This is a genomic window from Paenarthrobacter sp. YIM B13468, assembly GCF_042788025.1.
GTDB classification, from domain to species: Bacteria; Actinomycetota; Actinomycetes; order Actinomycetales; family Micrococcaceae; genus Arthrobacter; species Arthrobacter aromaticivorans.
Map to the genome: position 1 here is coordinate 1 of NZ_JBHZPI010000021.1, position 13149 is coordinate 13149.

Annotated in this window: 10 protein-coding genes and 1 pseudogene; 5 read left to right on the plus strand and 6 right to left on the minus strand. The window is 62.2% G+C overall.

Translation table 11 applies throughout. The features are described from left to right. Positions 1 to 101 precede the first annotated feature (101 nt). The 5 genes from ACFX4T_RS18500 to ACFX4T_RS18520 all read left to right on the plus strand — a co-directional run bounded on the left by ACFX4T_RS18500 (position 102) and on the right by ACFX4T_RS18520 (position 6670). Complete coding sequence (locus ACFX4T_RS18500) at positions 102 to 668, plus strand: GNAT family N-acetyltransferase (RefSeq protein ID WP_377653209.1); 567 nt, start codon at positions 102 to 104, stop codon at positions 666 to 668. Positions 669 to 962: 294 nt separating this feature from the next. Then, positions 963 to 1250, plus strand: a complete 288-nt coding sequence (locus ACFX4T_RS18505) for an HU family DNA-binding protein (RefSeq protein ID WP_011776355.1) — start codon at positions 963 to 965, stop codon at positions 1248 to 1250. Positions 1251 to 1425: 175 nt separating this feature from the next. Next, positions 1426 to 3711 carry a cytochrome c oxidase assembly protein gene (locus ACFX4T_RS18510; protein ID WP_377653211.1) on the plus strand — a complete coding sequence of 762 codons (2286 nt, stop codon included), beginning with the start codon at positions 1426 to 1428 and terminating at the stop codon, positions 3709 to 3711. Beyond that, on the plus strand, positions 3711 to 5684 hold the full coding sequence (locus tag ACFX4T_RS18515) for an NHL domain-containing thioredoxin family protein (RefSeq protein WP_377653213.1): 1974 nt from the start codon (positions 3711 to 3713) through the stop codon (positions 5682 to 5684). The genes ACFX4T_RS18510 and ACFX4T_RS18515 overlap by 1 nt, the downstream gene beginning before the upstream one ends. Before the next feature lie 161 nt (positions 5685 to 5845). Continuing rightward, positions 5846 to 6670 (plus strand): DUF559 domain-containing protein, encoded by an 825-nt coding sequence (locus ACFX4T_RS18520; RefSeq protein ID WP_377653215.1) that lies wholly within the window; start codon positions 5846 to 5848, stop codon positions 6668 to 6670. Positions 6671 to 6755: 85 nt separating this feature from the next. Here the strand turns inward: ACFX4T_RS18520 and ACFX4T_RS18525 are convergent, their stop codons facing one another. The 6 genes and pseudogenes from ACFX4T_RS18525 to ACFX4T_RS18550 form a co-directional block, all read right to left on the minus strand. After that, positions 6756 to 7784, minus strand: coding sequence for a hypothetical protein (locus ACFX4T_RS18525; protein WP_216927175.1), 1029 nt, complete (start codon positions 7782 to 7784; stop codon positions 6756 to 6758). A 115-nt stretch (positions 7785 to 7899) separates the two neighbouring features. Continuing rightward, entirely contained in the window at positions 7900 to 9648 is a 1749-nt protein-coding gene (locus ACFX4T_RS18530; protein WP_377653217.1) for a helicase HerA-like domain-containing protein, read from the minus strand. A 176-nt stretch (positions 9649 to 9824) separates the two neighbouring features. Continuing rightward, positions 9825 to 10286, minus strand: a pseudogene (locus ACFX4T_RS18535) (hypothetical protein); the annotation flags it as partial. 4 nt (positions 10287 to 10290) lie between these two features. Next, a complete protein-coding gene (locus ACFX4T_RS18540) occupies positions 10291 to 11487 on the minus strand; it encodes an FG-GAP repeat domain-containing protein (RefSeq protein ID WP_377653219.1) in 1197 nt (398 codons plus the stop codon). A 70-nt stretch (positions 11488 to 11557) separates the two neighbouring features. Further along, entirely contained in the window at positions 11558 to 11998 is a 441-nt protein-coding gene (locus tag ACFX4T_RS18545) for a GNAT family N-acetyltransferase (protein WP_377653221.1), read from the minus strand. A gap of 82 nt (positions 11999 to 12080) precedes the next feature. After that, positions 12081 to 12962 (minus strand): aldo/keto reductase, encoded by an 882-nt coding sequence (locus ACFX4T_RS18550; protein ID WP_377653223.1) that lies wholly within the window; start codon positions 12960 to 12962, stop codon positions 12081 to 12083. Positions 12963 to 13149 lie beyond the last annotated feature (187 nt).

Here is a 13149-nt window from a genome sequence, read left to right on the forward strand (position 1 = left end):
GTGGGAGAGTAGGACACCGCCGGACAACAATTAACGGGAAGCCCCGACCACCACGGTCGGGGCTTCCCCACTTTAACGGGCAATCAAAGAGCTAGAGTCGCATGATGACCCTGACCCGAACTTTGGATGTCCCGTCTGGGAACCCCCTGAACGGAAGAGCCCACCTTCGGACTTTGTCCCTGTCCGACGTCGAGCCCTTGGCGGCCGCCTATACCCGGAACGCTGAGTACCTCGTCCCATGGGAACCACTGCGCAGCGAGGCGTTCTATACCAGGGCAGGGCAAGAGGCCGTTGTTCGGAGCAAACTGAGCCAGTATGCCGCAGGCACGGAGGTTCCGTGGGTAGTTCTCCATGACGGGGATGTCGTTGGCATGATTACTTTGACGGTCATAGTCCGTGGACCATTCATGAACGCCAACCTGGGTTATTGGGTCGACCAAGCGTTCGCCGGCAAGGGCATTGCCACTTCTTCGGTAGAGGCAGTTCTCTCCATGGCGAGCGAAGATCTGGGACTCCACCGTATCCAAGCGGCAACCCTGCTGCATAACGTAGCCTCGCAGGCAGTCCTCAAACGATCCGGCTTCGAGCGGATCGGAATGGCGCGGTCGTATCTCCACATAGCAGGCGAATGGCAGGACCACTTCCTGTATCAGCGTATTCTCTTCTGATCCACGTCGGTTGGATGCTCTGAAGCCGCGATGGCTAGCCGCGTGCAACTCCCGGCGGTGGCTGTCGGCGTCGTGGTTTCTTACGCTGGATGGTGGCCCGTTCAACGCCGTAGGGTACGCCATGTGCGGTCCACACCCCCAAAAACCCTGAAAAACCGGTGATTTTGGTCAAAAAAGCGCGGAAACACGCGGAATTTGCTGGCCAAGTCGGTGCAAGCTGGTAAGTTTTCGAGCAGTGGCTTGCTCGCATTCCGCTTGAAAGCTCAAAAAACGTATTAGTCCAGGAGGACGTAAATGGCTAAGAACCGTAGTGAACTCGTTGCAGAGGTAGCAGGCAAGGCTGGCACGAGCCAGGCAGCCGTCAACTCCGTGCTCGATGCACTGTTCGAAGTTTTCGAGACTTCTGTTGCCGCTGGCGAGAAGATCACCATCCCGGGCTGGCTCGCAGTTGAGCGTACCGACCGTGCAGCACGCACCGGCCGCAACCCGCAGACGGGCGAAACCATCCAGATCGCCGCTGGCCACAGCGTTAAGCTGACCGCAGGCTCCAAGCTGAAGGCTGCTGTCGCCAAGAAGAAGTAATTCCAACTTCGGCGAATGCCTGAAAGGGACGGCAACCAACTGGTTGCCGTCCCTTTTGCCGTTAAGCAATCACTTGTCCCGCACACCAAGGCGGCATCTGCTTGCCGATGCCCACTTCTCCTCCCCAAATGGTTCCCGATTCGCAGCGCAGCCGCACGTAACGGACAATGGATAGGTGCCATCCGCAAGAAGCTCCGCAACTGCCCCATCGCCTGTTCCCAAGCCGGGAGCGCGGGGCGGCAATGCCGTCACGGGCATTTCCGTCCCATGGCAGCTTGCTGGACTGGCGGTGCTCTTCCTGACTTTGGCTGCTGCCCTCGTCTTCTCCGGTGCTTCTGCTGCCCGCCAGGTTTCGGACCCCGGTGCGCTGGTTCGATGGGGCTTGCCGGTGGCGAAAGCCGTCCACAACGCTTCCATAGCGACAGTTATTGGTGGCCTCATCTTCGCGGTCGGAATCCTGCCCAAGAACCTTAGAGGATCGCGATCCCGTGAAAAGGATCTGGAGGCTCCGGAGCATCCAGCTTTTGCACGCGCCCTTGCCGTTGCCGCGGCGGCAGGTGCCGCTTGGACACTGTCCGCCGTAGCGGTCCTGGTATTGACCTACGCGGATGTCGCGGGTCAGGGACTTTCCGGGGACGCTGAATTCACCCGCTCGCTGGTGTACTTCATGACGGACATAGATACGGGCAAGGCCTGGCTGTCCATCACCATCATTGCTGCGGTTGTCACCACCGCGCTCTTCGGCGTCCGATCGCTGACTGGCCTCGCCTTTACGCTCCTGCTTGCCCTGATCGGGCTGATTCCGACCGCACTGATCGGTCACTCCTCCAGCTCCAGTGATCACGAAGGCGCCATCAACTCGCTGGGCCTTCACCTGGTTGGAGTCTCCGTGTGGGTGGGAGGCATCATCATGCTCGCAGTCCTTTCCGGATTGCTCGCTGGTTCCAGGAAGTCTGGGACGAGCGACATCACCGAACCGACTCTCCGAAGGTTCTCGGCCCTGGCAGGCTTTGCTTTCGTTCTGGTGTTTGCGTCCGGTGTGATAAATGCAGCCATCCGCGTGACGAACCTGGGCGATCTGTTTGGCTCTGCCTATGGCCAAATCATCCTTGCCAAGGCACTTGCCACCCTGGTGCTGGGTGGCATCGGCTTCATGCATCGTCAGTGGGTCATACCTCAGCTGGGAAAGAGCGGTTCGATGTCTGCCCGCCGGGTGCTGTGGCAGCTGGTTCTGGTTGAGCTGCTGGTGATGGGCGCGACGTCGGGCCTCGCCGTGGCGCTGGGGCGCTCAGCCCCGCCGCAGCCCACTACGTACGCACCGGACGCCTCGCCGGCCTTCATCCTGTCCGGCTATGAGCTTCCGCCTGAACTTACCCCCGAGCGCTGGCTTACGGAATGGCGTTTTGACTGGCTGTGGGTGGGAGTCGCCTTATTCGGCGCCGTTTCCTACATCCTCGGGATCATCAAGGTCCGCAAGCGCGGGGACAGCTGGTCCTGGTTCAAGACGGTGAACTGGATGATTGGACTGGTGATTCTCACCTACATCACGTCTGGTCCGCCAGCTGTCTATGGCCGCGTACTGTTTTCTGCCCACATGGTGGATCACATGGCCCTGACCATGGTGGCACCGATCTTCCTGGTGTTGGGTTCGCCGGTGACCCTCGCGCTGCGTGCACTCCCTTCCCGGGGTGAAGGCGCCCACGGTTCGCGGGGTCTTCGGGAGTGGCTGCTCCTGTTCGTCCACTCCCGGTTCTCGCAGGTGGTGACTCATCCGCTGTTCGCCGCTGCGAACTTCGCGGGATCCATCGTGCTGTTCTACTACTCGGACCTTTTCGGCCTGGCAATGCGGGAGCACGTCGGCCATGAGCTGATGAATCTGCACTTCCTGCTGACGGGCTACATTTTTGTGCTCAGCATGATCGGCAGTGATCCACTGCCGCGACGTGCGCCGTATCCCATGCGCCTGCTGCTCCTCCTCGCAACCATGGGGTTCCACGCGTTCTTTGGCGTGGCCATCATGGGCGGCACTGGCCTGCTGGCTGCTGACTACTTCGGCAACCTGGGCCGGACCTGGGGTGCCTCGGCCATTGCAGACCAGCAAATGGGTGGTGCCGTGGCTTGGGGCATTGGTGAAGTTCCCACCTTGTTGGTGGCAATTGGCGTAGCCGTCATGTGGTCACGCTCGGACGAGCGGGAGACCCGACGGGTGGACCGTGCGGCCGACAGGAATAACGACGCCGATCTCAGTGCTTATAACGATATGTTTGCCCGGCTCGCTGACCGCGATGCCAAGTTGGCCGGCCGCCCGGCCTCAGCCAACCCGACGGCCCTGACTACTCAAACGACTGAAGCGACCGACGGCGCCGCTCCTGGGGACAGCGCGTCAACAGGCCACGCAACGGGAAGCGTTGGCGAAGCAAGCCGCAAGACTGAACGAAACACGAAGCTGGAAGGACGCTGATGAGCGAAACCGTACGCACCCAACTCCGGGTCCGGGCCTCCGAACTGGAGGGCCGCGGCTGGCTCAATACGGGCGGAAAGTCCCTTGACCTGGAATCCCTGCGGGGCAAAATTGTGCTGCTGGACTTCTGGACCTTCTGCTGCATCAACTGCCTGCATGTGCTCGACGAACTCCGGCCCCTTGAGGAAAAGTACTCTGATGTCCTGGTGACAGTCGGCGTGCATTCGCCCAAGTTTGAGCACGAAGCCGATCCTGTTGCCCTTGCTGCTGCCGTGGAGCGTTACGAGATCCATCATCCGGTTCTGGACGACCCTGAGCTGGCCACGTGGAAGGCGTACACAGCCCGTGCCTGGCCCACGCTGGTGGTTGTTGATCCGGAGGGTTACATCGTGGCGCATCTTTCCGGTGAAGGCCACGCAGATGGCCTCGCCGTGCTGCTTGAGGAACTTGTTGCTGAGCACGAAGCAAAGGGGACCCTCCACCGGGGTAACGGTCCGTACGTTGCTCCTGTGCCGACGTCGGGCACCTTGCGCTTCCCGGGCAAGACGACGCAGTTGGCCAACGGCAATTACCTCGTCGTCGACTCCGGGCACCACCGCCTGGTGGAGCTCCACCCGGACCTGAAAACCGTTGAGCGGGTTATTGGCTCCGGGACCAAGGGGTACGCTGACGGCCAAGCGGACACCGCCGAGTTCAACGAGCCGCAAGGTATAGCTGTTCTTCCCTCCGAGCTTGCTTCTGCGCTCGGTTATGACGCCGTGGTCGCGGACACCGTGAACCACCGCCTTCGCGGGGTGACGTTGAGTTCAGGGCATGTCCGGACTGTTGCCGGCAACGGTGTGCAGCGCTTGCTCGATGCCGGTCCTGCCCGTGTCACCGAGACGGGCGCGGGCGCCTGGTCCGAACACCACGACGGCGGTCCGGCTGACTTTGCTGCTGACGCAATCGACGTCGGGGTGCTTGGCCTCGGGACCGGGGTTTCCTTGTCCTCGCCGTGGGATGTGGTGTGGAGCGCGAAGCTGCAGCGAGTCGTGATCGCGATGGCGGGAACGCACCAGATCTTTGCGTTCGATCCCGTAACCAACCAGGTTTCCATCCTGGCGGGCTCGGGCCTGGAAGGACTGTTGGACGGCGTAGCGGAGGACGCCTGGTTCGCCCAGTCGTCCGGCCTGGCCATTGATGCCGATGACAACATCTGGGTGGCCGACTCGGAGACTTCCTCTCTGCGACGTTTGGTACTTGATGAAACAGGCGTGACGGTGGAGACAGCCGTCGGTCAAGGTCTGTTCGACTTCGGATTCCGTGACGGCGACGCCAGTGAGGCACGCCTGCAGCACCCCTTGGGGGTCACGGTACTGCCGGATGGTTCCGTAGCGATCGCGGATACCTACAACGGTGCCGTTCGCCGGTACGATCCCGCGACGAAGACAGTGTCAACGTTGGCGCGTGGCCTGGCTGAGCCGAGTGACGTCGTCGTGGTTAACCACAGCAACAGTGAGCCGCTGCTGGTGGTGGTTGAGTCAAACAAGCATCAACTGGTTTTGGTGCCGATCCCCAAGGAAGCCCAGCAGGTGGATGAGGGTGCGTCCCAGACGCACCGTCCCAAGAGCCCCGTGACACCTGGAACCCTGGAGCTGGCCGTTCGCTTCAAGGCCCCCACTGGGCAGAAGCTTGATGACCGCTGGGGCGACCCCACGCAGATGAAGGTCTCTTCCACTCCTCCGGAACTGCTGGTCTCCGGAGGCGGGACATCGGTGGGTCTGTTGCGGACCATCGAATTGTCGCCCGACGTGCCCGAGGGGATCCTTCACATCACTGCCCGTGCGGCCGCCTGTGACGGACCTGAAACCGAGGACGGAGAGATTCCGGACCACGCAGCCTGCCACCTGTACCAGCAGGATTGGGGCATCCCGGTTATTTTGCAGGCCGACGGTGAATCAGAGCTGGTGCTCGATCTCCGTGGCATGGACTAAAGCCTCCTGAACTGGCCCGGGTTTGACTCTTGAGGGGGAGGACCCGGGCTTCTTCATGCCCCCACCCTTCTCCGTAACCGGGCCAGTTTGCCGCGCCCACTTCTCCACATACGCCGGTTTGGAACTGCCGGCCTTCCTAGCTTTGGCGGGAGGCTGTGTGGATGGATGCAGAACTGGTACTCCGACAGCTGGGTGGCGTCGCCTTGAACAGGCAGGTGCAGTCCCGCGGCGTCAGTGAGTCCGCGATTCGGGCGGCGCTGCGGGCAGGCTGTATTGAGCGCGTAGAGCGGGGAGTGCTGGGCCTTCCTGGTGCGGATCCGGAGTTTGTTGCGGCAGTTAAAGCGAGATCGCTACTGACGTGCGCGTCTGCTGCAGGCCGTTATGGCCTATGGCTGCTTCACCAACCAACCGAGCCCCACTATTGGCAAAGCAACGGCCGGCGGGCGACCGGATGCGTCAGCCACCGCCTGCCCCTGTCCCAGCCGCGGCGCGAACCGTTCGTTGCACTGCCGGATGTCCTGTTGCACGCGCTGCTTTGCCTGCCCGCGTTGGAATCACTGGTGATGGTCGAAAGTGCCTTCATCCGCGGCGACATCACGTTGGAATACCTGCGGCGGCACCTGGTGGGCAACCGGGGCGGGCGGGCCCGTGAAGTCCTTTCAAAAGTTGATCGTGGGGCGGGTTCCTTAATCGAGACCTTGGCGCGTGTCTTGTTCAGGGATGTGGGGATCCGGACCGAGACCCAGGTCTGGATCGACGGCGTAGGAACTGTGGACTTCCTCCTTGAGGGCTTCCTCATTATCGAAATCGACGGGCTGGCGTTCCATCTGAATCCGCGTCAGTTCAAGAAGGATCGTCGGAGGGACAACGAGGCGATCCGCCAGGGCTTGCTCGTGCTGAGGTTCTTCTACGACGATGTTGTCCACACGCCGGATGCGATGCTGCGGCACGTTCGTGAGGTCCTTCGTCGGGGCCGCTTGGTGTAACCAGCCCAGTTTTGGGCAGCTCGGGGCCGGCGCGAGCACAGACTGCGCGCCTCAGGTGATGAAAGGTGGGCCAGTGCGGCGGGGCCTAGAAAGTCAGCATGGGTGTGACGGTCACCGTGTTGTTGTCCGTGTCCAGTTGGGTGGTGAAGCTGAAATCGTGCTCCACGTTGAGGTCGTTGACCAAGCCGGTGAACAAATTGATCTCGCGGGCGGAAACCCTTGCCTTGCCGTTGAGCGGGGCAACGACCCATTTGCCGCCGAAGGGCTCGATGGTGATCTTGGGGTACTCGGTAATTTCCCACTTGATGGTTCCGTCCACGACGCGCGCATTGCTGACGTGGTAGAACGGGCAATCAGGTTGGAGGCGCTGTTGTTCGGTGGCCTGGGCGGCACAGGTGTCCAGGAATTCCCGGACTTTGCCGGCGACGGCTTCGTTCAAGGCCTTGGTTGACCGCGTCTGCAGGTTCAGCGGGGCCTGGCCGCCGTCCCGGGTTGAAACGAGGGCCGAGGTAGGAGGAGCCTCGAAATATGTGCCGTTGAGGGTGGCTTCGTATTTGCCGGGATAGAACACGGCAAAGGTGTTGTGGCCATTTGGCATGTTCACGGGGACGCCGTTGAGCGCTGCTTCGCTGGAGTTGACCACGGTGACTTCAATGGTGGGCAGCGTGGTGGGAACGAAAGCCCATTTGCCGAAGAACAACCACTGGGTCCCGGTGCGCTCCATCAGGAATTCGGTATGGAGCCGGTTACCGTCCAACGTGTAGTCCATGGGCACGGCAACACGGTTGCTGCCCCTGGACTCGGCGTTTCCGAGTTTGATGTCAGACAGTTTTGAGGCGGCTGTTTGAAGGGCCGTGCCGTCGAGCATGGCGGCATTCGCACTGGGAACTTTTGCTCGCAACAGACCCAGGGCTTGCTCGCCTTCGCCCTTTTGCAAGGCATCCAAGTACTCCCGGACAGGCTGTTGCGGACTGGCCACGGAGGAGCTCACCAGGTTGATGCAGACGATGGCTCCGGCGGCAGCAAGCATCAGACCGAGCAGCCATCCGGCTGCGGTCCTGACTATCGCTTGACTCAACTGCACGCCCTTTACGTTACCTGCCGCGGCAGCGATAGCCGTGCATGAGGGCGTCGGCGTGACCTGCGAAGACGCTCCCTGTAGGGCCCGACGGCGGGTGGCAGCAACTCTTGCCGCCACCCGCCGTCGGGCTTCTGACAGCCAAAAAGGGCTAGCGGCGGCGCCGCGAGGAGGTACCGAAAACGCCGCGCACGAGGTCGCGGCCAAGCTGTGTCCCCATGGAGCGGACCATGCTCTTCAGCCCACCGCCCAGGGCTCCGCCGAGTGCGCCGGCAAGGTCGCCGAACATGCCGCCGTCCTGCCGGGACGCCTGCTGCGGCGCAGGTGCCGGAGGAAACGAGGACGGCTCTGGAAACGATGAAGGCGCAGGGGCCGGACGGGAACTCGGGCGGCCGAGGATCTCTTCCTCGATGCGCCGCGCTTCGGCGTCGATGTCGTACGGCGCCCCGGCAGAACCGCCCGAAGCAGAACCCACCGGAACACTGCCCGGAACCGGTGGCAAACCCGGCGCGGCGTCGCCTGTGGTGGGCGCGGCCTTGCTGGTGAGTTTCTCGTAGGCGGACACGTTGTCTACTGCTGTCCCGTACTTGACCAGAAGGGAGGACGAGGCCACGGTGCTGCGGACAAGGTCATCGGTGCTTGGACCCATCACGGATTCGGGGGCACGTAGCCGGGTGAGGGCAACAGGTGTAGGCGCGCCTTTTTCGTTCATGACGGTAATGACGGCCTCGCCGATGCCCGCGGAGGTGAGCGTCTCTTCGAGGTCGTAGTCGCTGACGGGGAACGTTGACACGGTGGCCTTGAGTGCCTTGGCATCCTCCGGGGTGAACGCACGCAAGGCATGCTGCACCCGGTTGGCAAGCTGGCCCAGGACGTCGACGGGGACGTCCTTGGGTGTCTGGGTAACGAAGAATATGCCCACGCCCTTGGACCGGATGAGCCTGACCGTGGTGGTGATGGCCTCAAGGAAGGCCTTGGAGGCGTCGCTGAACAACAGGTGAGCCTCGTCCAGGAAGAAGACGAGCTTGGGCTTGTCGAGGTCGCCGGCTTCGGGGAGGTCTTCGAAGAGATCAGCGAGGAGCCACATGAGGAACGTGGAAAACAGCAGGGGCTTGGTTTGGAGGGTGGGCAGCTCAAGGCAGCTGATGACGCCTCGGCCGTCGGGGGCGGTGCGGAGGAGTTCGGCGGTATCGAACTCGGGTTCACCGAAGAACTTCTCCATGCCCTGGGCTTCCAGCCCAACAAGTTCCCGGAGGATAACGCCCGCCGTGGCTTTGGAGAGCCCGCCAAGGTCCTCCAACTGTTCCTTGCCTTCGTCCGAGGTAAGGAATTGGATCACGGCCCGGAGGTCTTTGAGGTCGATCAGTTCCAGGTTGTTCTTGTCCGCGAAGTGGAAGATCAGCTGGAGGCTGGATTCCTGGGTCTCATTGAGGTCCATGATGCGTGAGAGCAGGATGGGCCCGAACGAGGTAATGGTGGCGCGGACGGGGATGCCGTTGCCGTCTCCACCGAGGCTAAGGAATTCCACGGGGAAGTTCTTTCCCTGCCACTGCTGGCCGAGGGCTTCAGTGCGTGCGCTCAACTTTTCGCTGCCCGTAGCCGCCGTCGCCAGTCCCGAAAGATCTCCCTTGATGTCCGCGAGGAAAACTGGAACACCCGCCGTCGAGAGTTGCTCGGCAATCATGTGCAGCGTGACCGTTTTGCCAGTACCGGTGGCGCCGGCCACGAGGCCGTGGCGGTTCATCATCGCCAAGGGGAGCCGGACCTGGGCCTCCTTGTGGATTTCACCGTCCACGATCGCCGCACCCAGCTCGATGGTGGCACCTTCCAGGGCGTACCCCTGCTGGATGGTGGCAAGTCTTTCAGCAGTTGTTGCAATGGGTTCGTTGGCCATGCGCATAGCTTAGCTGGGCCGGACCAGATCCTTGCTGAAAGCCAAATGCTTGCGCAGAGTGGGTCGACGGCGAGTTCCTCCAGCAGGGGACCGACGCGGGGATCGCGCTTTCGTAGATATAGCCCAAGTAAGTAGCAGCTGAGCGCGTTTTGGGCGGTCAAAACGCGCTTAACTGCGACTCAGTTGGGGCGGGCAAACGCTCCCGCGCCCCAACCGGACGTCCACGGTCCCACCGCAAACAAAGTGCTCTGTGCAGTACCAACAGGGGACAGGACCCTTTGATTCCCGGAGACCAGGAGTTTGCCCGTGGAGTGTGGACCCTCCGAGGTGAGCAACCTCTGCTCGGTGCCCCATCCGGCGTCGTGCAGGTCTGCCAAAGCTGGACTCGCCGAACGTTCCACGGACGCTGAGGGCAATCGTGCCTCGATGTACGCGGACGCATCCACCACCACGGGTGACTGGAAGGAGCCGGCCACAAACCGGCCCGTTGATTCGTCGGTGCGAACCCACATTCCCGGCCCCAGGAACTTCAGGAATCCGGCGCCGTGCAGCGCGAGCATCTCACGAAGACGGTGTGACGGTGGCCCGGAATCCACGAAGCTGAAGAAGCAGTGCCACCAGCCGTGGATCGCTCTAGCCGCCCGAAGGCTAGAGCAGTTCCTTGAACACGTCCCACCCCGTGCCGATGGGGCCATAGGGGCCGTACATGCCTGTGGTTGAAGCGCCGGTGGCATAGGTGACGAGGTCGCCATTCGGGTCAACGGCGACGAGGTCGTTGTACTTCGTGTGGCTGGAGCTGCCAAGTCCGGCCACCTCGGAGAACGTTTCCCAACCAGTGCCGAGCCAGACAGGTTCCTCCCAGCCGCCTTCGCCGTCAGCGGGGTATTGGCGCAGATAGCCATATTGGTCGCGCCCGAAAATATCTACGCCACTGTCGGCGTTCATATCTCCGCCGGTGATGATCTTGTTCATGACCTGCCAGCCCCACCCAACCTGTTCACGGGGAAGCCAGCCGCCTTCGCCGTCGCCGGCGTAGAGGAATAGTCCGCCTGCGGCATCGCGTGCCAGCACATCGTTGGTGCCGTCGCCATTGAAGTCGCCCGGGCCCACGATGGCGTCGAAGATTGCCCATCCTTGGCCCACCTGTTCCCGGGCAAGCCAGCCGCCTTCACCGTCGCCGGGGTACAGGAAGAGCTTTCCGGCAGAGTCCCTGCCCAGGAGGTCGTTGTACCCATCGCCGTCAAAGTCGCCGGGGGAGAAGACAATGTCAAAGACGTTCCACCCTTGTCCTACTTGGCGGGGTTCGTCCCAGGAACCCCAGTACGATGGGCACGGCCCCTCGCAGGCGCCCTTGTAGTAGGTGTACGTCCGTGGGTAAAGGATGAGCCTGCCATCATAGGTGCGGGCAAGGGGTTCAAAGTTGCCGCGCCCGGTCCACCCCATGGCCCTGCTGGACGCCTTGATGGGCTGCGTTTCGCTGCTCAGCTGCGTGCCAGTTGGGCAACCCTGGTTCCCGGGCGTGAGGGGATGAACGCGCATGGAGATACGGCTGCCCATGTCTTCCGGCAAGATCCGCAGAGTGTCTCCTTGCCGTTCCTCCGGGAGTGGCTCGCCGTCGCGGAGCCATTCCAAAGTGATGGCATCAGAGGTGCCGTCCGGGTTCCGGCAACCCCAATAGTTGTAGTCGTACTGTCGGCGGAGCTCCGCACCTACGTACGGGACGCCGTCGATGACGGGTGTTGGCTGGGAGTCCGCCGTAGCGGGCCCGGTCCCGGCCACCGTGGCTGCCAGAGCCACTGCAGCAGCACTGACAAACGTCCAAGCCCGCGCTCGATTTATCCCCATTGTTCCCCCAGGAAGCCAGCAGCGATGGTGCTTAGGTTTGTGCTGAGGCTACCGTATTGCGTTGGTTCAGTCAGGGGGTGGCTGCGGCCATCATGAAGACGTCGACAGGATCCTCGGACTCCAGCACGAAGCCATGGCGTTCATAAAGTCGCCGGGCGGGGCTTCCTTGCAGTACGTCCAGGCGGAAGGGCCTCTCGTCCACGGACGCTGCCATGACATGTCGGAGTACGGCACCCCCGAGTCCTCTACCCTGATGTGCCGGGGCCACGTAGAAGTGTTCAATCCACCGCGCATCCGGCTCCGGGCGGACGGCAATGACCCCGGCATCCACACCGCCCGTATGGATCACGTAGGTGTGCTCCGGCTGGAAGCTGTTGAGGAAGCGCTCGCGGACACGGACGGGATCGAATCGCCCCAGCCGTTCCAAATCCAGACGCATCACCACCGCGCGGAGCTCGGCGATCCACGCGGCGTCGGAAGCTACACAGGGACGGAGGACGAAGTCAGCCATGCGAACAAGCCTATGGTGCGTTGGCTGCCGGTGTATTCGTCGTCGGTGATGTCATGGTGCGGTTGTGTACTTGTTCCTTCTCTTAGGCCTCGCGGATGACCATGGCAAAACGCTCTTCCCGGGCTATGTCCGGGTCCGGGCCGTTGCGGTTGCCCGTGTCGAGGGCGTCGATGGCTGCAAGTTCTTCAGCGCTGAGTTCAAAGTTGAACACGTCGAAGTTCTCGGCGATGCGTGACGGGTTGGTGGACTTCGGAATGGCGGAGCGGCCCTGTTGCAGGTGCCAGCGCAGCATGACCTGAGCCGGGCTCTTGCTGTGTGCCTGCGCAATGCCGGCAAGCGTGGGATCGTCCATGACGTTCTTTCGTTCCTCGCCCCACCCCGGGTAGAACGTGATCCCGCCGATCGGTGACCACGCCTGTGTCAGGATGCCGTGTTCGGCATCAGCAGCCTGAACGTTCGGCTGGGTGAAGTACGGGTGCAGTTCAATCTGGTTCACCGCAGGAACAACGTCGGTGGCCGCGAGGAGCTCCTTCAGGTGGTGCGGCATGAAGTTGCTGACACCGATCGCGCGGACGCGGCCATCAGCAAGCAATGCCTCCAGGGCTTTGTACGCAGCGATGGTCTTCTCGAACCTGTCTGGAGCCGGCTGGTGCAGAATGAGCAGGTCCAAGGACTCGACGCCGAGCTTTCCCACAGCCTTGTCCCATGCGTGCAAGGTCTGCTCGTAGCCATAGTCGCTGACCCAGACCTTTGTTTCGATGAAGACCTCCGACCTGTCCAGGCCGGACTTGCGGATGCCTTCACCTACCTCGCGCTCATTACCGTAGGCTGCGGCAGTGTCGATGTGCCGGTAGCCAGTGGCGAGCGCGGCCTCGACTGCCGCCGTCGTTTCTTCGGGGGCGCTTTGGAAGACACCCAGGCCAAGTGCCGGCATGACGACGCCGTTATTGAGTGTGATGTTCATGTTTCCTGTTCCTGTCGTTGCGTGTGGACGGTGGACGGGCACTTTCTGCGCTTCACCGGTGGGCGTATTTCCAGTCAACACCGGGCACTGATTCCGTGGGAGTGCATGCCATTACCCCCATGCAGTGGGGCTCTGAAGGTTCCGGGTAACGGCAGACCCTCCCTCGCCGGGGAGCCGCAGCGTAGCG

Excerpts from the sequence above, each read along its gene's own strand:
- ACFX4T_RS18505 (WP_011776355.1), top strand. The coding sequence starts at position 963 with ATGGCTAAGAACCGTAGTGAACTCGTTGCAGAGGTAGCAGGCAAGGCT.
- ACFX4T_RS18545 (WP_377653221.1), bottom strand. The coding sequence starts at position 11,998 with ATGGCTGACTTCGTCCTCCGTCCCTGTGTAGCTTCCGACGCCGCGTGG.
- ACFX4T_RS18540 (WP_377653219.1), bottom strand. The coding sequence starts at position 11,487 with ATGGGGATAAATCGAGCGCGGGCTTGGACGTTTGTCAGTGCTGCTGCA.
- ACFX4T_RS18550 (WP_377653223.1), bottom strand. The coding sequence starts at position 12,962 with ATGAACATCACACTCAATAACGGCGTCGTCATGCCGGCACTTGGCCTG.
- ACFX4T_RS18520 (WP_377653215.1), top strand. The coding sequence starts at position 5,846 with ATGGATGCAGAACTGGTACTCCGACAGCTGGGTGGCGTCGCCTTGAAC.
- ACFX4T_RS18500 (WP_377653209.1), top strand. The coding sequence starts at position 102 with ATGATGACCCTGACCCGAACTTTGGATGTCCCGTCTGGGAACCCCCTG.
- ACFX4T_RS18530 (WP_377653217.1), bottom strand. The coding sequence starts at position 9,648 with ATGCGCATGGCCAACGAACCCATTGCAACAACTGCTGAAAGACTTGCC.
- ACFX4T_RS18515 (WP_377653213.1), top strand. The coding sequence starts at position 3,711 with ATGAGCGAAACCGTACGCACCCAACTCCGGGTCCGGGCCTCCGAACTG.